Raw genomic sequence first — 23,463 nt, forward strand, 5'->3', positions numbered from 1 at the left:
ATGAAAGCTCCCCTTTTGGCTGCTTACTTTCAATTAGAAAATCTATAAAAGCTTTAACCTGTGATAATTCCATCGTAACGTCCCTGTAAAAAATCCAAGTTTCACGCTGCAAAAAGCTATTATTATTTAAAACAATCGGTTCTTTATAAAGCAGGTCCTCTTCCTTAATACAGATTTCCGGTAAAATAGCGTAACCTAAACCGTTAAGAACTAATTCTTTACAGGTTTCAATTCGGTCAACCTCCATTGAGACATTAGGAGGAACGGTAAACGTTTCCTGCCACCAGTTTTCAATGACATCTCGTAATGACTGGTCCGTCATATAATTGACCCTTGGGTGAAATGGTAGATCCTTAACATCTATTTTTTTGCTAGACACGATATAGATTTTTTCCTTTTGAATTAATACTTTATTTTCGTTCCAATTATATGGTCCTCTGACAATGCCGACATGTGCTTCTTCCTTTTGAAGCATTTGGAGAATATTAGAACTCCACCCTGTTTTGAGGGTAATCTCAACATCGGGGTATAAGTTGAGAAAATTCTTTAATAAAACGGGTAATTGATATCGGGCAAACAATCCAGATGCCCCTAATCGTAACGTTCCTTTTACCTCTTTATCCAAACTAGAAACATGTTCTTTTGCTTTTCTTAATTGGTTAAGCATATCTTTTGAATATTTAACAAGATATTCTCCTTTGACAGTAAACTCGACACCTCTTTTTCCTCTAGCAATCAAGTTTGTTTTAAACTCAGTTTCTAATTGTTTTATACGATAGGTTAGGGCTGGCTGTGAAATAAATAATTTTTGTGCAGCCTTTGTTATATTTCGCTCTTCATAGAGAGTGACTAACATGCTCCAGTCTTTCTCATCCATAACTTTTTTCTCCTTTTACCATAAATTATTTTTATGGTTATTTTAATTCAATTAAAAATTATCTTATTGCTAAAATTATATACAACATAATTATAGAAATCTATCTTTCTATAGAAGGATTTTTTAATAATCTATAAATAAATTTTATGGAATCTAATAAAAAAACAATATTTTTTTTATTTTAATTATTACCTTATTATCAACATAAAGGGAGTGATTATAATGGAAAATATACAAAATTATAATGTAGTAGTTGTTGGGGCAGGAAACGCTGCTTTATGTGCTGCCATCTCTGCAAAAGAAAATGGTGCAAGCGTTCTTGTATTGGAGCGGGGACCTATTGAAAAACGGGGTGGAAACTCTTTTTTTACCGATGGAGCCATTCGGGCTGCATACAATAATTTAGATGCTATTAGAAAGGTCATTCCTCAGTTAACAAATGAAGAAGCAGAAATGATTGTTTTACCTGAATATGGTGAATCTGATTTTTATAATGATTTAATGCGTGTAACAAATGGTAAAAGCAACCCTGAGTTGGCAAAACAATTGGTCTCCAAATCTTATGAAACGATTTGTTGGATGCGAGACCAAGGAATTAAGTTTGAATTAAATTATGATAATCAGTCCTTTATTCAAGACGGTAAACGTCACTTTTGGGGTGGATTACCTCTTAAAACTGAAAATAAAGGCGTCGGCTTAATGCAGAGGCTCTTTGAACGGGCAGAAGAACTTGGCATTGATATTTGGTATAATGCTCGTGCTGTGAAATTAGAAACAGATCATAACCAAATTACTGGGGTAGTGGTTGAAAAAGAAGGTACTATTGTTTCTGTGAATACAGTGGGTGTTATTTTGGCTTGCGGCAGCTTTGAAGCCAATAAGCAAATGAGAACGGAAAACCTTGGTACGGAATGGGAAGCTGCCATCGTTCGTGGAACTGAGTTTAACACAGGAGACGGTATTAAAATGGCTCTTGAAGTAGGCGCTCAAAAATTTGGAGAGTGGTCTGGATGTCATTCAATCGGAACAGATTATAATGCTCCAAAAGTTGGTGACTTTACAAAGCCTGGAGATATTTTCAAAAAGCATTCCTATCCATACAGCGTAATGTTAAATAATGAAGGTAAACGTTTTGTAGATGAAGGTGCAGATCTTCGGAACTACACGTATGCTAAATATGGACACGAGGTGTTAAAACAGCCTGGTCATGTAGCCTATCAAATTTATGATGCACAGGTCCGCCCTATGCTTCGGAAAGAATACGACCTGAATGAAGCAACGTTTTATAAAGCAGATACCCTGGAAGAGCTTGCTGATTTGCTTGTTGATTTGCTTCCAGTTAATAAATCGCAATTCCTTAAAACAATTGAAGAGTACAACAGTGCTGTACAGGAAGGTGAATATCGGCCTGCAGAGAAAGATGGCAAATGTACGAAGGGAATTACTCCACCTAAATCAAACTGGGCACTTCGTATTGAACAATCTCCTTTCTATGCTTACCCTGTAACGTGTGGAATTACATTCGCATTTGGGGGCTTGCACGTAGATCCATTGGGCCAAGTGTTAGATAAGGAAGAACAACCTATCGAGGGATTATTTGCTGCTGGAGAAATGATCGGTGGAATTTTTTACGGTAACTATCCTGGCGGATCAGGTTTGATGTCGGGCGCAGTATTTGGAAAAATAGCTGGGTCCACTGCAGCCAGCTATACTAACGAAAAGCCAAAACAATTAATAAATCAGTGATTGCTTCCTTAATCATGGCACAACATTCTATCATGGAATGTCGTGCCATGATTATTTTTTTAGCTATGTTATTATTTATTTTGAATTTTGTTTAGGGTATGAGAATTCATAGGCGGAGAATTTCCGGCTAATGTATATAGGGTAGGCTTTACAAGCAAATATTAGCGGAGATATTCCGATTAACTTCTTTAAATAAGACAAAATCCAAAGATTTGGATGATATAAACGGAAAAACTCCCTTTATTTTTAGGAAAATATAAATATTTCCTAATTTAGACGGAATTTTACGGTTATTTTTCAAACCCTTGGTTATCGTTATTAACACAAAGCCGTTCAGCTATCTCTTTTACCCTTTCAATGGTTACTCCATCTCTAGATTCCACCGCTAAAGGATGGTCGGTCGGTTCGAGTTCAATGAAAGGTCTAATGCCATCTGATCTAAAATGCACCATTGCTTTTAAATTTACTGTATCAGGATAACAAGGTAAATCAGTAGATAACCAACCAAACATAGGCTCCAATAATTCTTGTTCATCCCAGTGTTCTTTTACTTTGTTAAGATTAGCTTCACTTAATGAAACCCATACTCCCCATATTAGGTGTTCGTCGGTTCCAATAATGGGGATTTCAATGCATCCACGAATAAAGAAATGCTCGTTATCCATAATGCATAAATCATCATCTAGCTCAAACCTATCCTCTCGTTCTTCAGGTTCAGCATAATAGTAATAAACGGGAGCCGGGTTCCCATAACTAGTTGGAAGCTCTTCGTGATATTTACCGCAGCAGCTACAAGTGTATCCCCTAATTTTAGTCATTCGGTTCCTCCATCGGATTTAATATCTTATCTTAGATAAATTATATCATTTATTTTAAAAACCTCGTCAGTTAGACCGTTTTATCATTCAAAGTCGCCATAAAAATAGCACATTAATCAGCAAAGACAATAGTTATTGTCCAATGTTATTTTACGTGATAATTTTCTGCTATTTTTATAACAATTTCTATGAAAACCTTGATTTAACAATAAAAATGACAGACCAAAATTATGTTATTTGGTCTGTCAATTCGTTATTTATAATTTACTTTTCTCTCCCAAAGGGAAACCCGTTAGTAACCAACCGAAAGCCCTTTTATTATTAAATGCGAACATATTAAGTTACTAAATCATGGCATTGCTATTTTCATAATATTTCACTTATAAACATCCTGCAATCAATGTTTGCCCGCAACCGTTGTACCTGTCTTAACAGGCTGGTTTCCCACTTTCACTTCAACAGGTTGATGTGCAATGCGCTCTTCTTGTGCATAACGGATAAGAGCTAAATAACGATAGACAAAGTGGGCAAATTTAGTATATGGAGCTGTGAAGAATAGTGCTGCAACACTTCCTAAATGGATTGCCAACAAAATTCCCATGGCTGCAGTTTCACGAGCCAGCAGCAAGACCATTCCTGTCACTGCCACAACTAGTAATGAAACGATAAATGAAGTTCCTGACTTTGCTGCTTTATCATCGCCGATTTCAGGATCGCTTTTTGCTTTAAGCACCAATAGTCCAATCGTTCCAATAATAATTCCAATGCCGCCTACGGTTCCAAGAATGACTACTGGATGGTACACAGGATATGGCGCAGGAAGGTGTAATATATGTGCGTAAAATGCCCCTAATGCTGTTGAAGCAAGATCTAGCATAAAACCATAAGATACTAAATGGTGAAACTTACGGCGAATTGTAGAAGGCTCCTCTGTTGGATAATTGCAACCTGAACCTTCTCCTCCCAGATAACGAAGGCTTAGCGCATATTTTGTACCAGTCACTATATCTTTTCCAATGATTTTTTCAGACTTAGCCGACTTAATGTCCTTCCAGAATCTGCTCATTCCGACCAACCAGCCGCCAGCCATCCAAATTCCTAAAGCCAAGAAAACAGTAATCATAACAGCTTCTGACATGGACTTATAAAATGCCCCTGTTCCTACTTGCGCTTCTAAAAGTCCGGAAGTTCCGTTGGTTCCCAAAATTAAAGCTAACATTAAAATGATTCCAAAGAAAAATGTAATCCAAAAGCCGCTGCGTTTTTCCCCGAGTGCCTTGGCAAATATTCTCGGACTTGCATACTTTCGATAGGTATCTTCACGCAATTGCGCAAATAGTTTTGGCGGATTAATGCCAAATTCATGTGGCGTTGTAAATGGACATGCATGGTAGCAGTCCCGGCAATCATGGCACAAATTGGCCAAATACGTCATATCATTATCTGTGAAATCCCGGCGCCACTCAATAGACTGCCATACAGCACAGTATCCTTCGCAGTAGCGGCATGAATTACATAATCTCATTTGTCGTTTTCCATCATCTAGTAGCTCTTTTGATTGCATTTGCTGCTTCCTCCCCTGCAATTCTTCCTAAAACCGCACCCATTGTGAGTCCAAACCCAGCCAGATACCCACGGCGCAGTACATTACCTGCTGCCATTTCTCCTGCTGCAAACATATTGTCACAGAGGCTTCCATCTTTCCACTTGATCCTTGCCTGTTCATTTACTGCTACTGAAAGGTATGTGAATGTAATTCCAGCTTTCAGTGGATAAGCATAAAATGGAGGCTTATCGATCCGTACCGCCCAATGGCTTTTTACCGGTTTTAACCCTTCTGTTTTACAGTCGTCTAATTCACCTGGATTAAACGTTCCCGGACGAACGGCATTGTTAAATTCCTCAACCGTCTTAGCCACCACTGTAGGGTTAAGGCCCAGTTTTTCCGCCAATTCCTCGATTGTTCCTGCAGATACTGGTTCAAATACTGAAGGCATGAATTTTCCAAGTGTCTGACTGTCAATAATCGAGTAAGCAACTTGTTCTGGCTGCCGGGCAATCAGCCCTCCCCAAATGGCATAGCGTTTCGGCCAGAAATCTTCTCCTTCATCGTAGAACCGCTCACCATTCTTATTTACCACAATCCCAAATGGAACACTGTCAAGCCGGGTAACAATTCCTCCATCAAACTTTGGTGCCCTGCCATCAACTGCGACGGCGTGAAACGCATCGGGTTCTCCGATCTGGGCTGCACCTTTATTTAGCAACATCTCAAGAACATTCCCCTGATTATATGGGGTTCCACGGATAATAAAATTCTCAGCGGCGTCTCCCCAGTAACGTTTGTGCCATTCTATATTTGCTTCAAAACCGCCAGCAGCAAATATAATCGCTTTTGCTTTAATGGTCTCGATCTTGTTATTCCTGCTAACTTTAGCAGCCTTGAACTTAGTGCCGCTCATTTCTATATCTTCAAGCATGGAATCGTACCAGACTTCTACCCCTTTTGCTTTAGCAGTTTGATAGTACGAATTCATTACAGCCTTGCCGCCGCCAAGCTGGAAGATATTCGTTCTTCCTAAATGAAGAGTCCCAGATAGTGCCGGCTGCCATTGAATTCCCTGTTTGTTAAGCCAGTCCGGAAGTTCCTCGGATTTACGCACAACTAATCTTGCAATAGGTTCATTTAATTCTCCCCCAGCAACACGCCTTAAATCCTCCATGAATTCTTCCTCATAATACATGCCAGTCATATACTTATTCTCACGTGTATTCATTACCCTATAGTCCCGGGTGAGTCTGCTATTTCCGCCGCGATAAAATTTAGGAGCCCTTTCAATTACCAGCACCTTTACCCCTTGATCGCGAGCTGATAGTGCAGCAGCGAGAGCAGCGTTCCCGCCGCCGACTACTAAAACATCCGTCTCCATGATTAAATCCCCTTTCGTGATGTATCAACCTTTAATATAACTTTAATATAATATTAGGAATAAAAAAAATATTAAAAATTTATACGAGTGCATAAATTTATTTTATGATAGATTATGAGTAATCTAAAAAAGGTTAAGACTAGAAAGAAGCTAAAACTAGTTTAGCTTCTACGACCCGGATTCGAGAAACCCGGAAAAAACCTACTATTTATAACTGTAAATGGAAACGACACCCCTTAGGGTGCCATTTTTTCAATCTATAAGTTAGATGAGTGTGGGAATTTTTTATTCATTTGTGTCCCGTTGATTTCTTCAAGACTTCTCTTAGAAGTACGTGGACCAAAGAATATTGCTGCAGCTGTTAAGACCCAAACAAGTGATATGAGAATAAATACATTTAAGTATCCAAAGCCTGTGTATACAAAACTAATAATAAATGGTCCGATAATATTGGATGCACGGCCGATACCATATGTCAACCCTTGTCCAAAAGAACGCACTTCTGTTCCATAAAGTTCTGATGTATACGTATATAGATTGGATGAGAAGGTTCTTTCGATATAGTTAATAAGGAAACCAAAGATAACGATCATAACAGGATTTAATGTGGCTCCAAATAAGAACACAGCAATTGCAATGAAGAAACAAGAAGCAATAATATTTGTTTTTCTCTCAAAGCGGTCAGAAATCATTGCGCCCGTAAATGCGCCTAATGGAGCACCCAAGGTAATTAATGTGCTATAAAGCAGGGTCTTCGAGATATCAATTCCTTGATTTACCAATAGAGTTGGAACCCATGATCCAAATCCATAAAAAGCGATTGTTTGAAGAATCCACACCGCAATTAGAATGGTTGTACGTTTACGGTAAATTCCCTTGAAAACATCAGACATTTTACCTGTAGTGACTCGAGCAATAGAAACTTCAGGATCTGGTATAGCTAAAGGACCTTTTTCACTTGCAACGATTTTTTCAATTTGTTCAATGGTTGCTTTCGCTTTACTTACTTGTCCCTTCATTTCATACCAACGTGGTATTTCAAACAATTTTACGATACCGAATAACGCGAAGATTCCCAACGCTCCCCATACAAATACAAGTCTCCAGCCAAAGTCCGCCATAGGAACTACCAAACTAGCAACATAACCTGTAATTGGGATACCCGTAATTCCAATTCCTACTGCTAACCCTTGATACTTACCACGAACAGCTTTTGGGAAGAATTCAATGATGTAGGTATTCGCATTCACCAATAAAGCTGAAGCAGCCATCCCTGTTACAAATCTGAAAATGGAAAGTGACCACACATCCCACGCAAGTGCATTCATCGCTGAAAACACAGATAATAGAATTAGTGATATAATAATAGCTTTCTTTCTTCCTGCTTTATCGCCAAGCCATCCGCCTAGGGTAGCGCCCAAAAACATTCCGAAGAAGGCACTGGCGTTAATGGTTGCAATAACATTCATTGGCAAATGCCACTGTTTCATTAATGCAGGTGCTGCGTATGAAAACGTATTCAAATCCGCAAATTCAAAAAAATAAGCAACTGCTAATGCAAAAATAACTCTCTTGTGAATCGAAGAAATAGGTAAACGGTCCATACGATTTGCGATATTAAGCCCCGTTGTTCTTCTCATGACAATTCCCTCCCACTTTTCATCTTCTATCTCCGTCTCCTCTTGTTACTTTTTCTCAACTTAATAAGCTTATTAAATGCGTTATATAAAAATTATCATAATTTATCGAATAAAAAAAATATTGATTATTTATAAACTACCATAAAATTTTTTTATTCTTAGAAAAGTGAGGTTCCAATAGGTTTAAATAACAGCCTACTAATTCCTAGTGCGAAAAAAAATATACAACACTAAAACTTGGAGAAGAATCATAAACGGTTGCACCGTAATAGATGAAAGAGGTCTTTCCTGCCACATAAAGAGAAGAATTTCAGCCACTTTACACACATATCATGAATAGGTATTTTTTCATAAAAATAATATGGGAGAGACCCAAAAATGCCTGCTAATCTATATTCTAATGAAAGAAATGCAAGAAGAACAGAATGTAAATTTGAAGGCTCAGAGTCATTGTGCTCTGAGCCTTCATATATTACGCATTTTTATGAAAAAAAGCAACTGGAATTGGAATACAAAAGCGACGATGACATTCAATAAAAACAGACAACAAATTAATTTAACCCCGAGTCGATAGAGAATTTAAGGGATAGCGATTAAGCTATCCCTTCTTTTTAATGCATCGAGAATATCCTTCCCGTATTCATTTATTATGCTTTCTTTTTTCGAGAGGACATGGAAGTTTTCTTACGATTGCTATTTCCACCTTTTCCCCTAAATTCCATATTCCCTTTAGAGTTTTTCCTTGATTTCTCTTGGACTTTTGTTTTAGGCTTACTGGTATATCTCGGTGCCTCGGAAGTTAGCTGAACGGGAACATCTCTCTGTTCCTTTGACAACAGTTTCAAGGCAACTGAAACTAACGCGATAGAATCGTACTGATCAAGCAATTCCCCCGCTGCGCGTTTAAACTGTGTGTACTGCTCCTCTTCAACCAATTGAATCATCTTTTCTACTGCGGCTTGCTGTATGGACTCCCTTGCCTCTGCTACCGTCGGTATTGATTTGCGCTGGATATTTCCTTTAGAGGCTTTTTCAATACTGCGGATCTGTCCGGTTTCCCTCGGTGTAGCAAATGTAATGGCTAACCCTGTCTTACCAGCTCTCCCCGTTCTGCCGATTCGGTGAACATAACTTTCCGGGTCTTGAGGAATATCAAAATTGTAGACGTGGGTAACCCCTGAAACATCAATTCCCCTCGCAGCCACATCGGTCGCAACTAAAATATCAATATTACCCTCACGAAATTTATTCATCACAACATCGCGCTGTCGTTGATTTAAATCTCCGTGCAATCCATCAGCAAGATATCCTCGTTTATTCAATGCATCACTTAATTCATCCACGCGTCTTTTTGTTCTTCCAAAAATAACCGCTAATTCAGGGTTATCCACGTCTAGCAGACGGCAAAGAACATCAAATTTATCCCGTTCATTAACCTCATAATAAATTTGCTTAACAGTTGGAGCAGTAACTTCCTTGGCTTTCATCTTTATGAGTTCTGGATCCCGCATAAACCTTTCCGCAAGATTTTGAATCGGTTTTGGCATGGTTGCGGAGAACAGCAAGGTTTGTTTTTCTTCAGGGGTCTCTTTGAGAATTCGTTCGATATCCTCGAGAAAGCCCATATCTAACATTTCATCAGCTTCATCCAATACCACCATAGAGATGCGGTCTAACTTTAACGTCTTCCGTTGAATGTGGTCCAAAAGTCTTCCGGGTGTTCCCGTAATAATGTGGGGTCCCTTTTTTAATGCCTTAATTTGGCGATCTATCGACTGCCCTCCATAAATCGGGAGAGAGGTTATGCCCATGTATTTCGCCAGTCGATTGATCTCTTCTGAAACCTGAATAGCTAATTCTCTTGTAGGTGCAATGGCAATCGCCTGAACATATTTTTTACTCGTATCCACTTTCTCCAAGATCGGTATGGCGAAGGCAGCCGTCTTTCCGGTACCTGTTTGCGCTTGTCCAATAATGTCCTTACCCGTCAAAGCTATGGGAATGGCTTTCTCTTGAATCGGAGATGCTTCTTCAAATCCCATATCTGTAATCGCTCTTTGAATGGGCTCAAGAATACCCATTTCCTGAAATGTTGTCATATCAAAACTCCTTTGAAAAATAAATAACAGACTCATAAAGAGGCTGTTATTTATTCATTCTTCTTATTATTATTAAGCTTTGTGAACGTTTGAAGCTTGCGGTCCACGTTGACCTTGCTCTACGTCAAATGTAACTTCTTGACCTTCTTCTAATGATTTATAGCCTTCACCTTGGATAGCTGAAAAATGAACGAATACGTCTTCTCCACCTTCACGTTCGATGAATCCAAAACCTTTTTCACTGTTAAACCATTTTACTTTACCTTTTTCCAATATTGCTGCCTCCTATTGTGTAAAAATACACACAGTTGTTAAATGATTATACCACTACTAAGATTTTCAAGAAATCTTGGAATGATTATATTATTACCTAGATAGATGAAAGTTTATTCAGTTTATTTAATATGAATCCATCCAAGAGACCAATGCTGATTTTCGTAACAACATGGCACATATCTTAAATTGGGATAACCTTTAAACCTATATTTGCTGTATTAATGACTTACTTGCCCGGAAAACAGGAACTTTTCCAGCTTGAATGATCGATTCTTCCCCCGTTTTAGGGTCGATACGAGTACGGGCTTCACGTTGACAAACCTCAAATTTACCAAACCCTAAAAGGGCAAAAGAATCTCCGCTAACTAGTGATTGTGTGATTATATCGAATACAGCCTCCACAGCTGTTTCTGCATCTTTCCTAGATAGCTCTGACTTTGCTGATACTTCATTTATTAATTTTGTTTTGTTCAAAAGTTATCCCTCCAATTTGTCAAAAACCTGCTTTCCTGACAAAAGTATTCAAACATCTCTACCTGTTGTTTAAAATCGTTTTTTGAAAAATCAACCATAGCATTGACCCGTATTTTTTCCATATAAATGAACCTTTATATACCTAAAACAACGAAAGCCCTACCTCTCTTTCATCCTTACGGCTCCTTGGCCGTGCCAGTATGAATCAGGATTGTAAACTCAAAAAATTACTTTAATTAACTCATTCAGAAAATATCGATTTGTGCGGAGTAAGTAAGAAATAATCGATTATGAGGAAATAAAGAGGTGCATTAAAAATATGAGCAACTGGATTACGATGGAAAAACAAACTTAAGGAACTAATCATTCAATATTTGTTACCTTTATTAGGATACCACATTCTGTCTTATTTATCAAAAATTTTATAATATCATTTGTATTCGCTTTGTGTCAATTATATTTTCAGTATGCTTTAAGTTATTTAAAGTGAAAAACGAATGACATTTTTTGATTTTAAAAAGAGGTCGTTCCTACCACATAAAAGAAGAATTTCATCCACTTTACTCACATATCATGAATAGGTAATTTTTCATAAAAAAATATGGGGGAATAGGATGAAAGTATACGATAAAGTGATTGTCGTAACAGGTGCTGGTGGTGGGATTGGGAGAGAGCTCGTCCGCCAACTCCTAGAAAAAGGAGCTAAAGTCGCTGCCATCATCCACAAAAACGGGCTAGAGGAAATAAAATCATTCGCTACTGTATACGGCGATAAGATTTCGATACACATGGCAGACGTAGCTAACAGAGAAGAGGTGGAAAAGCTTCCCAAAGAGATCATCGCGGCTCACGGCTGCATAGATGGAATCATTAATAATGCGGGAATTCTTCAACAGTTTCGGACCGTCAATGATCTTGATTATGATTTAATTCAAAAAGTCATGGATATCAACTTTTACGGAACGCTCTATATGTGCAAATCGTTCTTGCCATACCTTTTAAAACGACAAGAAGCGCACATTACAAATGTATCAAGCATGGGTGGATTTCTTCCCGTGCCGCTTCAATCAATTTACTCCGCTTCTAAAGCAGCTGTCAAAATGTTAACGGAAGGCCTGCATTTAGAGCTTAGAAATACCAATGTAGGTGTAACCATCGTCTTTCCGGGTGCAGTCGACACCAACCTGGTCCAAAATGCGAAAATAGAATTCGAAGGGGAGGACAACCATTCCTATAAGATGCTCAGTCCAAAGGAAGCGGCTTCAATCATTATTAAAGGGATGGAAAACAATAAATACCGAGTATTAGCCGGAAACGATGCAAAGATCATGGACTTCCTATATCGTTTACATCCAAAAAAAGCAACGAACCTCATTCTGAAAAAAATCAAAACACCTGGCAAAAAAGAATGACCTTTTAATTCCATTTAAATCCCCTTCTATTAGCCCCCAAAAAGCGTCTGCTAATCAATATATCTATGTAACTAAAGAAATGCGGGAACAAGAGAATGTAACTATTTAAAGGCCCAGAGTATTATGCTCTGAGCCTTCATATATTACGCTTTTTTATTTGTCTCTGTTATTATTCATTGTTGATTTTCGTATAGGCATGAGAATTTATTGGCGGAGAATTTCCGGCTAATCTATATAGATGAAGATTAAGAAGTCAGATATAAGCGGAGAAATTCCGATTAACCGCTCTAAATTTGATAAAATCCAAAGATTTGGATCATATAAACGGAAAAACCTCCTTTATTTTTAAGGAAATAAGGGTATTTCCCAATTTAAACGGAATTTTTCCGTTTATTTCAAACACATTTAAATCAACATTAGGCTATAACAGAGCTTTTTATTTTAAAAGCTTGTTATGCTTAAGCAAACATCCATGCTACCTACAAAGAGTGTATTTCCCTCCACTCCACTAAAGAAATTAAGGTTCCCTAATATGTTCAACACAATAATTTTCATCAGGCTCAGGAATACCATCACAGCCCTCCACCCGACATCGTATTCTAGCTTTAGGAAAAGCCGGAACCCAGCCACCATCATCAAAAGATAGTTTTTTCATAATGCTCTTCCCATTTTTCCTCTGTCCATTGGTCCAATTCCCTTGCACATGGAGATTGTGGAGGTTTCACTTAAACCAAACCAGGGTTGTTAAAGAAGGAATATAAATAAAATTGGTAGAATAAGTGAATTGGATATAAATCTTAACATCTAAATATTAATAAGTGGAAAATGTCTACGGGAACTAAACGAAGGAAAAAGTTTAAACTAAAATAAGCGCGGGGGTTTAAAAAATATGAAACACTTGGGGACGCTATACTTTTTCTGCGGGAAAATGGGAGCTGGAAAATCAACTAAATCAAAACAATTGGCGATAGATAAACATGCGGTACTGTTGTCTGAGGATGAATGGCTTTCATCTCTTTATCCCAATCAGATTGCATCATTTGATGATTATCTAAAGTTCTCAGCGCAGCTCAAGCCGTTGGTGAAAAAGCATGTCCAAAACATATTAAGTGTCGGTACAGATGTAGTGATGGATTTTCCGGCTAACACTCAAAAACTGCGAACGTGGTTTTTGGATCTGGTGTCAGAGGTCAATGCAAGCCATCAACTAATTTTCCTCAATCTAAATAACGAGCAATGCTTACGTCAAATTGCAAAAAGGCGTAACGAACAACCCGAAAGAGCCGCTTTTGACACGGAAGCGGTGTTTATTCATGTTACTAAATTTTTTGAAGCACCAGAGGCATCTGAGGGTTTAAATATTTTAGAGTTTAGTGGAAGAGAATAACGAGGATTTGAATGATTCGTGTGTATAGAGTACCTTTTGTTCTGGAAGGTGCTCTATATGATATTAATGAAATGTGAGTAAGAAAAGTTTCAATGAGCTAAAATCGATAGTTAAACAACGATTGATTAATTGGGAGTTAGAAGATGAAAAATAAAAAAAGAAGTAGAGACGGCTTTTTTAAAGATACCCTAATTGAGTTTATATTTGAAGTGATTTGGAACATCTTAATGTTTATACCAAGAATGATAATTCGCTTAATAGGGAACATTTGGTGAAGTTAGTCAAAATAGAGTTAACGAGGGCGATTGAAAATAATCATTCTCTTTAATGTCTCTGATTAAATTACACGTAAAAATATCCACCAGAGTTTCTAACTCAAGGGTGGATTGTTTTTTCTAGCAAAATAAATATTGTCAAAAAAAAAGGACTTGAATTACCCCAGAGTTGTGGATTTCTGGCAGTTAAATGACAAACTTTGATTCTCTTAGAATCGCTTTCGCCAAAAATAAACCAGTAGCAACGTTCCCCTGGTCCTTGAAACTCAAATTAGAATAGAAGCAGTTCGTCCAAGTAAAGGATTTCAATTTTTTTATGAGGCTTTTGTTTAATTAGACCTGCTGCTTCAAAATCTGTTAGCTTGCGGCTAATCGTTTCCGGGGTGGTTCCCAAATAGGACGCCAAGTCTTTTTTGCTCATCGGTAGGGTAAATTCAGATTCGCGACTTTCTGGCTCCAAACATTCCGCCAAAAACAGGGCCAGCCTTGTTTCCACCTTTTCAGTGGCAAAGCGTGCGGTTTGTTTTTCAGATTGTTCCAATCGCTTGGAAAACTCAGTTAAAATTTTTAAGGAGATGGATGGGAATTTCAACAGAAGTGCCTGTAAGTCCTCACGTCTAATCATACACACTTGCGTGTCTGCCATAGCCTCGGCAAATGCTTCGTGGACACCTTCGTTAAATAAGGCTAATTCACCTGTAAATTCCCCTGGAGTCAGAATCCGTAACAGCTGCTCTTTTCCAGATTCTGAGAGGCGATAGATTTTAATCTTTCCTTTATTAACAATATAAAGGGCGTTTGATTGATCCCCTGCCTGATAAATGATCTCCCCTTTTTTGTATGAAACCGACCTGGCCGCCACCATAATTTCATCCATTTGTTCCTGTTCTAAATGATTAAAAATTGGAACTATAGAAACACATGTGTTATGAGTTCCTGTACATAAATGTTGGTTATACTCCATTTCTACCACTCCCGAAAATCCATTGCTTCTATTTTCTTCTTTATTGGAAATATAGTCCAGCGTTACTTTAATAACCTGGTGCAGTCTGAGTCATACTATTCACTTTTATCTTACCTAGATTAAACCTGACTAATCTCATCGCATTTAAAATAACGAGGAGAACGCTGGCTTCGTGGATAAACATACCAGATGCCAAATGAACCGAACCAAACAAAACACCGACTAACAAGAGAAAAACAATCGTTACTGCAAAGGACGTATTTTGTTTGATATTGCGAATCGTTGCTTTTGCCAGTGAGTGGGCGTGTGCCAATTGCATTAACTGATCAGCCATTAATACTACATCCGCCGTTTCCATGGATACATCAGTCCCGCCTTCGCCCATTGCAAACCCTATGTCGGCTGTTGCGATTGCCGGTGCATCATTGATCCCATCACCTGCCATAGCAACAACATAACCCTCTTGCTTTAACTTTTTTACGTATTCAACTTTATCTTCTGGGAGAAGTTCAGCCACATACCCATCTACACCTAGTTTGTTGGCCACTATTGCAGCCGTATGGCGGTTATCTCCAGTTAACATAATAATTTTATCGATACCGTTTTTTCTCATTTCTGACAAGGCAGTTTTTGCGTCATCACGAATTTGGTCAGCAATGGAAAAGATTCCGGAAATTTCACCATCTATTGCTGCATATATGGCCGTATTTCCAGCCCTTTCTCGGTCAACTGCATATGATGCAACCTCTTCTGAAATGATAATGTTTTCTAAGGACATGACTTGTCGGTTCCCAACAACCAAATCATGCTCTTCAAGGTTCACTCGGATGCCTTTTCCTTTAATGACCTCTCCTTCTACTGCGCCCTTATTAATAATTAAATCTCTTGCCAGAGCTTCCTTAACAATGGTTTTACCCAAATGATGCTCAGAAATGGTTTCAGCTTGGGCTACCAACTGAAGCAACTCATCCTCATCCAATTGACTAAATACCTTGATATCGGTCACTTCTGGTTTTCCTTTCGTTAATGTTCCCGTTTTATCAAACACAATGGCATTTACCTTGGATAATCGGTCCATCACTTCACCACCTTTCACGAGGACGCCGTTCTTCGCACCGTTTCCAATCCCGGCGACACTTGAAACAGGAGCCCCTATGACCAAAGCCCCCGGACAAGCAATCACTAAGAACGTAATCGCCAATTTCAAATCTTTGGTAATTACAAAAGCTAGGATGGCCAGCAGTGCGATGACCGGTGTATAAATATTGCCAAACTTATCAAGAAATTTCTCAGCCTTCGTTTTTGATTCTTGCGCTTCTTCAATAAGCTCCATTATCTTTGCAAAGGTAGTGTCATTCCCTACTTTTTCTGCCATCATTTCGATATACCCAGTGTCAACAATCGTGCCGGTATACACAGTATCCGATAATTTCTTCGTTACTGGCGCCGCTTCTCCTGTAAGAGCCGCTTCGTTTAAAGAAGCGTGACCGAATACGATACTTCCATCTACTGGAATCCTTCCTCCAGAACGAATGATCACCCGATCGCCTGTCACGACCTCTTCGATCGGGACGATAATCGTATCTCCGCCTCGAATTACCGTAGCCTCCTGTGGAGCCATGTCGATCAATTCTTTTAAAGATGACCGCGTTTTTTCTAATGTTCGTGCCTCCAAATAAGCGCCAAACAGGAATAGAAATGTAACGACCGCTGATTCTGTATATTCTTTCAGGTAAAGAGCGCCCAAAACTGCGAGACTTACCAATAATTCAATACTAAACACTTTCATCCGCAAACTCTGCAAGGCTTTATGAAAAATTGGGATACTTGCGATAACGGTTGCGATTAAAAATGCAATTTTTCTAAACTCAATATCACCAGGCAATCCTGTCAAAAATCCAATAACAATTAAAACGAATGAAACTGCGGTAATTTTGTTTTTATTTTTGTTTATAAGCGTAACCATTTTCACGCCTCCTTCCTGACCTTTAAGAGATTAAGAGACTTTGGTAGAAATTACTTCGTAGCCCAATTTATGAAACTTTTCCTCCAATTGGTTTGCATTTAGCTCGGATTCATCAAATTCTGCTTTCACCTTGCTCATATTAAATATAACCTTGGCCATTCTGACACCGGGCGTTTTCTGAAGTGTGGTTTCGATTTTTTTAATACATGATGGACAAGTTAAGGGTTCTAATTGGAATACCGCCTTTTTCATTTTCTTTTCCTCCTCGAATTGGTTATGCCTTTATTTTACTTAAGTTTTAAAGAAAAAAATTGATTAGGGACAAGTTTGGTTTACATTTGCGAACAAACTCAGAGCCTTTAGTCAATGACTTTGAATGAGCTTTTCAGAAAATATTGCACACGCAGCCTCTAGTTCTTCAGCATACCAGCGGTCAATTTTCAAACCTCCAACTACTATTTCACCGCCTTGCGCTTGAATCGCTTCTTCCCAAATATCTACTGCTCTGGCAAAGTAAGGATAGGTGGAATCGCCCGGGCCAAAAACTGCTGCCTGTTTACCAGCTAAATCAAGCTTAGAAAACTCTTCATAAAAATCGACCATTTCATCAGGCAGATCACCATCTCCCCATGTATAACTGCCAATTAAAATTCTGTCGTACGATTGCAGGTCATGAGCGTAAGCTTCGAGGGCGTCTTTCATTACTACTCTCTCCCCTGCCTCAGTGAGTTTTCTCCTAATTATCTCCGCCATTAATTCCGTTGTGCCTGCCATACTTGTATAAATGATAATTGTATCCATCCTCTCACCCCAACATGAGTATTTGTCAAAATGAGTATAACTTTAAACGTATAAAAAGAAATTGACCACCATCAAATTCCTCAAGAAAAAAGCCGCGAAAAGCCATGGGGCCAATTCTAATGGTAAAAAAAGTCCCCCTAAAGTAAAGACAGATTTTTTTCATCTGTCTACTAATTGATTCTGTCATTCCAAACCATTGAAATAATTTAATTCCGAACCGAGATTCAAATTGTTCCAATTCCTTCCTGATGTATGGTTTAACTGACAGTATGTCAGAGGATACTTACACTTTGCTGGCCTTTTTCTATAGAAGATATTTTGTTATCAATTATCAAAATAGTAAGCTAAAATAGTAAAGTAAACCGCTTTCAGGAGGATTCAAATGGCAAAACATCTGTCTCAAGAGATATTGGAAGATATATTGCAGGAAATGTCGAAGGTCATAATTGGTAGAAAACGAGAATTAAAGCTACTTTTAACAGCCCTGTTAACAGAGGGACATGTGCTGCTTGAGGATTTGCCCGGTACGGGGAAAACAACGATGGTCAAAGCATTTGCGAAGGGCCTTGACTGTCAGTTTTCAAGGATACAGTGTACACCGGATCTGCTTCCATCAGATGTCCTGGGTGGATCGATTTTTAATCAGAAGACGAATGAATTTTATTTCAGGAAAGGCCCGGTTTTTACAAATATACTGTTAGTTGATGAAATAAACCGAACCCTCCCCCGCACTCAGTCTAGTTTGTTGGAGTGTATGGAAGAGAGGCAGATATCGATTGACGGACAAACTTATCAGTTGGACAGTCCTTTTATTGTCCTTGCGACACAAAATCCGGTTGAGATGGAAGGTACCTTCCCACTGCCAGAGGCACAGCTTGACCGATTCTTAATGAAGCTAACTTTAGGTTATCCTTCTCAAGAGGAAGAAGAATTAATGCTTGAGCAGGTTGGCGATGAAACCCCTTTTGGGGACATAAAGAGCCTCTTACATCCACTGCAAATTCAACATCTGCAGCAGCAATCTCAAGAGGTTGTCGTCCATGCAGGCATTCGAAAATTTATTACGGAGCTAGCGCACGCGACTAGAATTCATTCGCTTGTTTCCATTGGAGTAAGTCCAAGAGCAACGAAAGCCCTTTATAAAACGGTGAAAACATGGGCCCTGATGCATGGTCGGGCGTTTGTTGTGCCAGATGATGTGAAGGAAATGGTCAAGCCTGTTTGGAGTCATCGTCTTTTACTTAAAACAGAAGCGCAGCTGAACGAGTCCGTATATGAGTGCGGATCAACAACCTACTCAACAGGAAACGGAAGAACCGGATAAGCCGGAAAAAGCCATAGACACAAGTTATTTTTTCCAAAAGCATTCCATATGGGTGCTGCTAGCCTTCTTTCTAGTAGGTGTTTGGTTTCGATTTGTTCCGCTCATTTTGGTGAGTTCTTTTTTAATTTTCTTAGGCTTCTTCATTATAGCCTGGAAAAATCAATCCTTGAAAAAGGTTCAGCCAACACTAGAACTATCTAAATCCAGGTTATTTGCGGGCGAGGAGTTTCAATTCCATGCTGCTATCTTTAATGATAAATGGCTTCCGTTAATTTGGCTGGAATGGGAGTTTCCAAAAAATAAAACCATTACAATCGGTGAAACCGAACAAGATACCTATTTCATTCGATTTTTATGGTTACTCTCGCATCAGCGGGTGAAATGGACGATTGACGGGAAAGCACACAAGCGCGGTGTGTATGAATTGGGAAGTGTAAAGCTTCGCTCGGGTGACGGTTTCCGCTTTGCAGAATCTGAGGAGGAACACTTACTAAATAAATCGTTATATGTGTATCCCAAACTGGTCCCTGTCATTGTCCCAGCCTTTCGACCTTCGATGCAATGGGCGGCAAAAGGTAAGAATGGCGGTTTTTTGGAAGATCCTTTACTAATTAGCGGCATCCGGGACTATCAGCCAGGCGATGAGCTTAGAAGATTCAATTGGCGGGCAAGTGCACGGACAGGGAGACTTCAGACAAATGTCTATCAGCCTGTTGTGTCGGAGCAGATTATGGTCTACAGCGATGTCTCAGGCTTTGTTATCAATAGAACATTGTATGAAGACCCCGCGGAACAAATGAAATACATGACAAACCAGATAGAGAGGTTTGAAGAGTTTCTCTCTGTGATTGCCTCGGTTGCGGTGAAATATCATGAACAAGGTATACGGGTTGGTTATGCAACTAATTCGATTTCCTACAAGGGTGAAAAAATGAGTGTGGTCACACCAAACCCTGATTTGAGGCAAATGCTAGACGTATTGGCGAAAAGTACACAAAGACTTACCCAGCAAAGCGATTTGGTTCTGACTGAACTACTTTTCAACCGGCTTCTATTGGGGCCATTATTCATTTTTTGTGAAAGTGTGACGAAGAATCATGTTCTCTGGTACCAGAAATATAAGCAGAAGCTTCCAGATGTTCGGTTTTTTTATCAAAAGGAAACGGGCTTTGCCGAGAAAGTAAATGCTAAGAAACTGGATATTTTTCTTAAGACACGCGGCGCTAAAGCAGAGGGGTCCTGAAGATGGAACGGATGAAAGGAATATCTAATTCTTTTATTGTCGTATTTAGTGAAGTGTTATGGATCTACTATACTATTGTCCTGTTTACCAGCCTGGAGTGGAATAAGTTTGCTTCTTTCAGTGTAGTATGGTGGTGGATTGCCGGGATTGCCGGCTATTTTCTCAATGTTTTCCTATCTAAAAGAACGCTTTTTGTTGGTGTTATGGCAAACCTTCTCTTTGTCGGAATAGTGCTTTACCAAAATTGGAAGTCCATCACTGTTCCGGATGGTGCCTGGTTGTTTGGGCTATCAATTAGTATAGCAGCCGGGTTTATATGGGTTCGCAGTGCAGGTCTTTATGACAAAAAGCCAAAACGGCGGGCCATGCTGCGTTGCTTTGAAGGTAATATTATTTTGTATCAAGTGTTCGCTTTCATCTATATGAAAAAAGGTTGGGAAGTTGAAACGCTCCATGTTTCATTTATTTTAGCAATAGCTATTAGTTTAATTGGGATGATCCTATCTCTCCAAAGTCATGCTCAGGATGATAAGGGATATTCAGCAGACATTCGTAAGGTCGGTCATGCGGGTCCACTCACCAGTTTACTAATCGCTGCGCTCGTCTCCATCCCCCTTTTTTCCTTGGTTCTGTTACTGCCAGGCGTGAATAAGGCTGTTATTTCTGTTGGCGTAAGTTTTTGGGAGGGCTTGAAGTGGACCGGGTCCATAGCTTTACGGTTTATATTATGGGTCGTAGGATTATTTCCAGGCGCTCCTAATGGAAAAATGGAAATCTTAGAACCTCGAAAGGATTTTGTGGCTCAGGATGCTGTGAAAGAAACGGTATCCTCCTTTTCAACCATTTGGTTGATCGTTGGAATTGCAGTCATTCTGTCGGCTGTTTTGATGTTCGTACTGATGAAGGTTTTAAAAAATAAACGAACCATTATGGGTATGAAACCAAAGCAGGTTGTGATCTCAAAAGAATCCTGGTGGGGAAATTTTAAAAGAAAACTGTGGGCCTTCATGAATAACGTAAGGGTAAGCTGGCGGAAAAGATTTCCTCATTTTTATTATGATTCGGTCTATTGGTACTACTATCTATTGCAGCGGTGGGGCGAAAAGAACGGCTTTCCAGTTCATAAAACGGAGACCTCCCAAGAATATATTAATAGAATCATAAAGGAAATTCCACCGGATAAAACGGTGCTGGTTTATGAAGGCAAGAAATATGGAGTGCAAAATTTGCTGGAGAAGCTAAATCAAGACTATCAGGCGGCTTATTATGGCGGAGTGCCGAGTGAAGCACGGGAAGAGTATCGGATTTTGTTGAAGGGACTTTGGTAGTAAAGCTAAATTCTAAAAAACATAAAACGATTGCACCGACTAATATTATTAAGCTTATCCCTCATATGTATTAGCTTGTCTTTCATAAATTTCTCTCCTTTTTAAAAACTTAGGTAAATCAGTTTCTCAACAATATATTTTCCAAGTATGCCACAGGAAACACCAAGAATGGTTAGTTAAACCCATTTCTTTATACTTAATTTTGTACACAGACCGCCTTTTGAGGCCGTTCCACATCTTCAGGAATGAGAGAAAACAAAAATAATTTATTGAATGTAAACCAATTTGGGCTACCACCTTGAATGAATTTGAAGTAAATATTCTGCTACTGGCAGGAATTTTAACTGAAATATTATATCCAGAAATTTGACCTAGGATTTCTGTGTTAGAAAAATTAGCTGTCGGCAAAAGAAATTCTTGGTAAAATAAAAACAAACTATCCACTGATGAAAGGAATGAATGATTTTGACTAATATTATAATTTGTGGCAGTTCAGGTAAAATGGGAAAAGTGATTTATAATATCATTTCTACTAGAGACGACAGTAAAGTTGTCGCGGGAATTGACAAGAACACAGAAGATTCCACTGATTTTCCAGTGGTGTCGACTCCTAAACAGCTCTCTTCTCTTTCAATTGAACCGGATGTCATTATTGATTTTTCTCACCCATCCGTTCTTGATGAATTACTTGATTATTGTCTTACTAACAGAGTGGCACTCGTTATTGCAACAACTGGATATAGCAAAGAAGAAGTTGAAAAGATCCATAGAGCTGCAAAAGAAATCCCTCTATTCTTCACTGCAAATATGTCTATTGGTGTAAATTTGATTGCCGAGCTAGCTAAAAAAGCGGTTTCTGTTTTAGGTGATCAGTTTGATATTGAAATCGTTGAAAAACACCATAACCAAAAGATCGATGCCCCATCAGGCACCGCACTTATGCTTGCTGATTCAATTAACGAAGAATTAAATCATCAATATTCTTATACATATGACCGGCACAGCGTTCGTGAAAAAAGAACAAAGAAAGAAATCGGCCTTCATGCTATTCGTGGGGGCACGATCGTTGGAGAACACGATATTATTTTTGCCGGCCGGGATGAAGTCATAACTCTTTCTCATCATGCAGCTTCTAAAGAAGTATTTGCTGTTGGGGCGGTTAACGCAGCCATTTTCTTAAAAGGAAAAGAACCAGGATTATATAATATGAAAAATTTAATATAATTCTAAAAACTACGGACCTGATTTATTTTCAATTCTGACATTAATTGTTTTAAAAACTAAAATACCCCTTTCCCGTAAAGTGGAATGTATCAAATCTCGTATATTCAAAGAAAAATTGTATTTGGCTATAACAGGGTAGTGTCTTTCATAAATTTAAAAGAGCCTAAAATACGCAAGCATTCAAAAAAACTTGCATATTTTAGGCTCTTTAATTTTATTTCCTAATTGCCTCAGCATTATAACTTAAATTTAAAAATCAGTGTGCTGAGAAGTGTTTTTCTAAATAAAACAAAAAATCCATTAACTTTAAGTTCATTACATCTCACGTTTGATAATAAAAGGACCGAACATGCAGTAACATGTCCGGTCTAGCAATAGACGGTTCCCTCGGTGGGTTCGACTGAAAGCGGGAATAATCCAAGCGCTTCAAGGGTGGATTATTTTTTTCGGTTAAATGACAGAATGGTTACGATTAAACTAGCAAAACCAATCGCAAGCATTAACCCCTAATCTTCCATAAAAATTCGTGCGTAGTATTCTGTTTCTTCATCTAATTTATTGTCTTTTTTCAATTCCTCAATAGTTTCTTTTCGGTCATCTGCAACCACTTGAAAACTACCTGAAATATTTGGTGTCTTCCCTTTGTTTTTATCCATACTTTCACTCCTTCCTTTCAGCT

At 38.7% G+C, this 23,463-nt stretch carries 20 protein-coding genes; 8 read left to right on the top strand and 12 right to left on the bottom strand.

Translation table 11 applies throughout. The features are described 5' to 3' along the window. Positions 1-877: LysR family transcriptional regulator (locus tag ACNQGS_RS27765; protein WP_491490201.1), on the bottom strand; the 877-nt coding region annotated here is incomplete at its 3' end. Between the two features lie 222 nt (positions 878-1,099). Between ACNQGS_RS27765 and tcuA (ACNQGS_RS27770) the strand changes: the two genes are divergently transcribed. Further along, positions 1,100-2,623 (top strand): FAD-dependent tricarballylate dehydrogenase TcuA, encoded by a 1,524-nt coding sequence (gene tcuA / locus ACNQGS_RS27770; RefSeq protein WP_491490202.1) that lies wholly within the window; start codon positions 1,100-1,102, stop codon positions 2,621-2,623. Positions 2,624-2,913: 290 nt separating this feature from the next. Here the strand turns inward: tcuA (ACNQGS_RS27770) and ACNQGS_RS27775 are convergent, their stop codons facing one another. From ACNQGS_RS27775 to ACNQGS_RS27790, 4 genes are all read right to left on the bottom strand, one after another. Then, positions 2,914-3,441, bottom strand: a complete 528-nt coding sequence (locus ACNQGS_RS27775; RefSeq protein WP_491490203.1) for a DUF2199 domain-containing protein — start codon at positions 3,439-3,441, stop codon at positions 2,914-2,916. Between the two features lie 397 nt (positions 3,442-3,838). Next, entirely contained in the window at positions 3,839-5,005 is a 1,167-nt protein-coding gene (gene tcuB, locus ACNQGS_RS27780) for a tricarballylate utilization 4Fe-4S protein TcuB (protein ID WP_491490204.1), read from the bottom strand. Beyond that, positions 4,980-6,371: an FAD-dependent tricarballylate dehydrogenase TcuA gene (gene tcuA / locus ACNQGS_RS27785; RefSeq protein ID WP_491490205.1), complete on the bottom strand. Its 1,392-nt coding sequence runs from the start codon at positions 6,369-6,371 to the stop codon at positions 4,980-4,982. The genes tcuB and tcuA (ACNQGS_RS27785) overlap by 26 nt, the downstream gene beginning before the upstream one ends. 257 nt (positions 6,372-6,628) lie before the next feature. Next, positions 6,629-8,011: an MFS transporter gene (locus ACNQGS_RS27790; RefSeq protein ID WP_491490206.1), complete on the bottom strand. Its 1,383-nt coding sequence runs from the start codon at positions 8,009-8,011 to the stop codon at positions 6,629-6,631. A 378-nt stretch (positions 8,012-8,389) separates the two neighbouring features. On the opposite strand from ACNQGS_RS27790, the gene ACNQGS_RS27795 reads away from it, so the two are divergent. After that, the gene (locus ACNQGS_RS27795) at positions 8,390-8,548 is read left to right on the top strand and encodes a hypothetical protein (protein WP_491490207.1); all 159 of its coding nucleotides are present in this window, start codon (positions 8,390-8,392) and stop codon (positions 8,546-8,548) included. A 110-nt stretch (positions 8,549-8,658) separates the two neighbouring features. Here the strand turns inward: ACNQGS_RS27795 and cshA are convergent, their stop codons facing one another. The 3 genes from cshA to ACNQGS_RS27810 form a co-directional block, all read right to left on the bottom strand. After that, on the bottom strand, positions 8,659-10,110 hold the full coding sequence (cshA, locus tag ACNQGS_RS27800; protein WP_491490208.1) for a degradosome RNA helicase CshA: 1,452 nt from the start codon (positions 10,108-10,110) through the stop codon (positions 8,659-8,661). Between the two features lie 72 nt (positions 10,111-10,182). After that, complete coding sequence (locus tag ACNQGS_RS27805) at positions 10,183-10,383, bottom strand: cold-shock protein (RefSeq protein ID WP_213145849.1); 201 nt, start codon at positions 10,381-10,383, stop codon at positions 10,183-10,185. Positions 10,384-10,590: 207 nt separating this feature from the next. Further along, positions 10,591-10,860 (bottom strand): HU family DNA-binding protein, encoded by a 270-nt coding sequence (locus ACNQGS_RS27810; RefSeq protein ID WP_491490209.1) that lies wholly within the window; start codon positions 10,858-10,860, stop codon positions 10,591-10,593. 614 nt (positions 10,861-11,474) lie between these two features. Between ACNQGS_RS27810 and ACNQGS_RS27815 the strand changes: the two genes are divergently transcribed. Both ACNQGS_RS27815 and ACNQGS_RS27820 read left to right on the top strand, forming a co-directional pair. Continuing rightward, positions 11,475-12,272, top strand: coding sequence for an SDR family NAD(P)-dependent oxidoreductase (locus tag ACNQGS_RS27815; RefSeq protein ID WP_491490210.1), 798 nt, complete (start codon positions 11,475-11,477; stop codon positions 12,270-12,272). An 889-nt stretch (positions 12,273-13,161) separates the two neighbouring features. After that, the gene (locus ACNQGS_RS27820) at positions 13,162-13,659 is read left to right on the top strand and encodes a P-loop nucleotide/nucleoside kinase family protein (protein WP_491490211.1); all 498 of its coding nucleotides are present in this window, start codon (positions 13,162-13,164) and stop codon (positions 13,657-13,659) included. A 546-nt stretch (positions 13,660-14,205) separates the two neighbouring features. On the opposite strand, the gene ACNQGS_RS27825 is transcribed toward ACNQGS_RS27820, so the two are convergent. The 4 genes from ACNQGS_RS27825 to ACNQGS_RS27840 form a co-directional block, all read right to left on the bottom strand. Next, the gene (locus ACNQGS_RS27825; RefSeq protein ID WP_491490212.1) at positions 14,206-14,898 is read right to left on the bottom strand and encodes a Crp/Fnr family transcriptional regulator; all 693 of its coding nucleotides are present in this window, start codon (positions 14,896-14,898) and stop codon (positions 14,206-14,208) included. 67 nt (positions 14,899-14,965) lie between these two features. Continuing rightward, on the bottom strand, positions 14,966-16,864 hold the full coding sequence (locus ACNQGS_RS27830) for a heavy metal translocating P-type ATPase (protein WP_491490213.1): 1,899 nt from the start codon (positions 16,862-16,864) through the stop codon (positions 14,966-14,968). Between the two features lie 30 nt (positions 16,865-16,894). Continuing rightward, on the bottom strand, positions 16,895-17,116 hold the full coding sequence (locus ACNQGS_RS27835) for a heavy-metal-associated domain-containing protein (RefSeq protein WP_491490214.1): 222 nt from the start codon (positions 17,114-17,116) through the stop codon (positions 16,895-16,897). A gap of 111 nt (positions 17,117-17,227) precedes the next feature. Next, the gene (locus ACNQGS_RS27840) at positions 17,228-17,665 is read right to left on the bottom strand and encodes a flavodoxin (RefSeq protein WP_491490215.1); all 438 of its coding nucleotides are present in this window, start codon (positions 17,663-17,665) and stop codon (positions 17,228-17,230) included. Between the two features lie 382 nt (positions 17,666-18,047). On the opposite strand from ACNQGS_RS27840, the gene ACNQGS_RS27845 reads away from it, so the two are divergent. The 4 genes from ACNQGS_RS27845 (at position 18,048) to dapB (ending at position 22,784) form a co-directional block, all read left to right on the top strand. Next, entirely contained in the window at positions 18,048-18,989 is a 942-nt protein-coding gene (locus ACNQGS_RS27845) for an AAA family ATPase (RefSeq protein WP_491490216.1), read from the top strand. After that, positions 18,940-20,232 (top strand): DUF58 domain-containing protein, encoded by a 1,293-nt coding sequence (locus tag ACNQGS_RS27850; RefSeq protein ID WP_491490217.1) that lies wholly within the window; start codon positions 18,940-18,942, stop codon positions 20,230-20,232. Before ACNQGS_RS27845 ends, ACNQGS_RS27850 begins: the two co-directional genes overlap by 50 nt. Positions 20,233-20,234: 2 nt before the next feature. Then, positions 20,235-21,560, top strand: a complete 1,326-nt coding sequence (locus ACNQGS_RS27855; protein ID WP_491490218.1) for a hypothetical protein — start codon at positions 20,235-20,237, stop codon at positions 21,558-21,560. A 459-nt stretch (positions 21,561-22,019) separates the two neighbouring features. Continuing rightward, positions 22,020-22,784, top strand: coding sequence for a 4-hydroxy-tetrahydrodipicolinate reductase (gene dapB, locus ACNQGS_RS27860; RefSeq protein ID WP_491490219.1), 765 nt, complete (start codon positions 22,020-22,022; stop codon positions 22,782-22,784). Positions 22,785-23,463: the final 679 nt, after the last annotated feature.

The organism is Neobacillus sp. PVCKKU3, from assembly GCF_058323225.1.

What these genes read in the sequence shown, in the direction of transcription:
- ACNQGS_RS27835 (WP_491490214.1), bottom strand. Translation starts at nt 17,116, where the DNA reads ATGAAAAAGGCGGTATTCCAATTAGAACCCTTAACTTGTCCATCATGT.
- ACNQGS_RS27845 (WP_491490216.1), top strand. Translation starts at nt 18,048, where the DNA reads ATGGCAAAACATCTGTCTCAAGAGATATTGGAAGATATATTGCAGGAA.
- dapB (WP_491490219.1), top strand. Translation starts at nt 22,020, where the DNA reads ATGATTTTGACTAATATTATAATTTGTGGCAGTTCAGGTAAAATGGGA.
- cshA (WP_491490208.1), bottom strand. Translation starts at nt 10,110, where the DNA reads ATGACAACATTTCAGGAAATGGGTATTCTTGAGCCCATTCAAAGAGCG.
- tcuA (WP_491490205.1), bottom strand. Translation starts at nt 6,371, where the DNA reads ATGGAGACGGATGTTTTAGTAGTCGGCGGCGGGAACGCTGCTCTCGCT.
- ACNQGS_RS27775 (WP_491490203.1), bottom strand. Translation starts at nt 3,441, where the DNA reads ATGACTAAAATTAGGGGATACACTTGTAGCTGCTGCGGTAAATATCAC.
- tcuB (WP_491490204.1), bottom strand. Translation starts at nt 5,005, where the DNA reads ATGCAATCAAAAGAGCTACTAGATGATGGAAAACGACAAATGAGATTA.
- ACNQGS_RS27840 (WP_491490215.1), bottom strand. Translation starts at nt 17,665, where the DNA reads ATGGATACAATTATCATTTATACAAGTATGGCAGGCACAACGGAATTA.
- tcuA (WP_491490202.1), top strand. Translation starts at nt 1,100, where the DNA reads ATGGAAAATATACAAAATTATAATGTAGTAGTTGTTGGGGCAGGAAAC.
- ACNQGS_RS27790 (WP_491490206.1), bottom strand. Translation starts at nt 8,011, where the DNA reads ATGAGAAGAACAACGGGGCTTAATATCGCAAATCGTATGGACCGTTTA.
- ACNQGS_RS27850 (WP_491490217.1), top strand. Translation starts at nt 18,940, where the DNA reads ATGAGTGCGGATCAACAACCTACTCAACAGGAAACGGAAGAACCGGAT.
- ACNQGS_RS27820 (WP_491490211.1), top strand. Translation starts at nt 13,162, where the DNA reads ATGAAACACTTGGGGACGCTATACTTTTTCTGCGGGAAAATGGGAGCT.
- ACNQGS_RS27855 (WP_491490218.1), top strand. Translation starts at nt 20,235, where the DNA reads ATGGAACGGATGAAAGGAATATCTAATTCTTTTATTGTCGTATTTAGT.
- ACNQGS_RS27815 (WP_491490210.1), top strand. Translation starts at nt 11,475, where the DNA reads ATGAAAGTATACGATAAAGTGATTGTCGTAACAGGTGCTGGTGGTGGG.
- ACNQGS_RS27825 (WP_491490212.1), bottom strand. Translation starts at nt 14,898, where the DNA reads ATGGAGTATAACCAACATTTATGTACAGGAACTCATAACACATGTGTT.
- ACNQGS_RS27795 (WP_491490207.1), top strand. Translation starts at nt 8,390, where the DNA reads ATGCCTGCTAATCTATATTCTAATGAAAGAAATGCAAGAAGAACAGAA.
- ACNQGS_RS27830 (WP_491490213.1), bottom strand. Translation starts at nt 16,864, where the DNA reads ATGGTTACGCTTATAAACAAAAATAAAAACAAAATTACCGCAGTTTCA.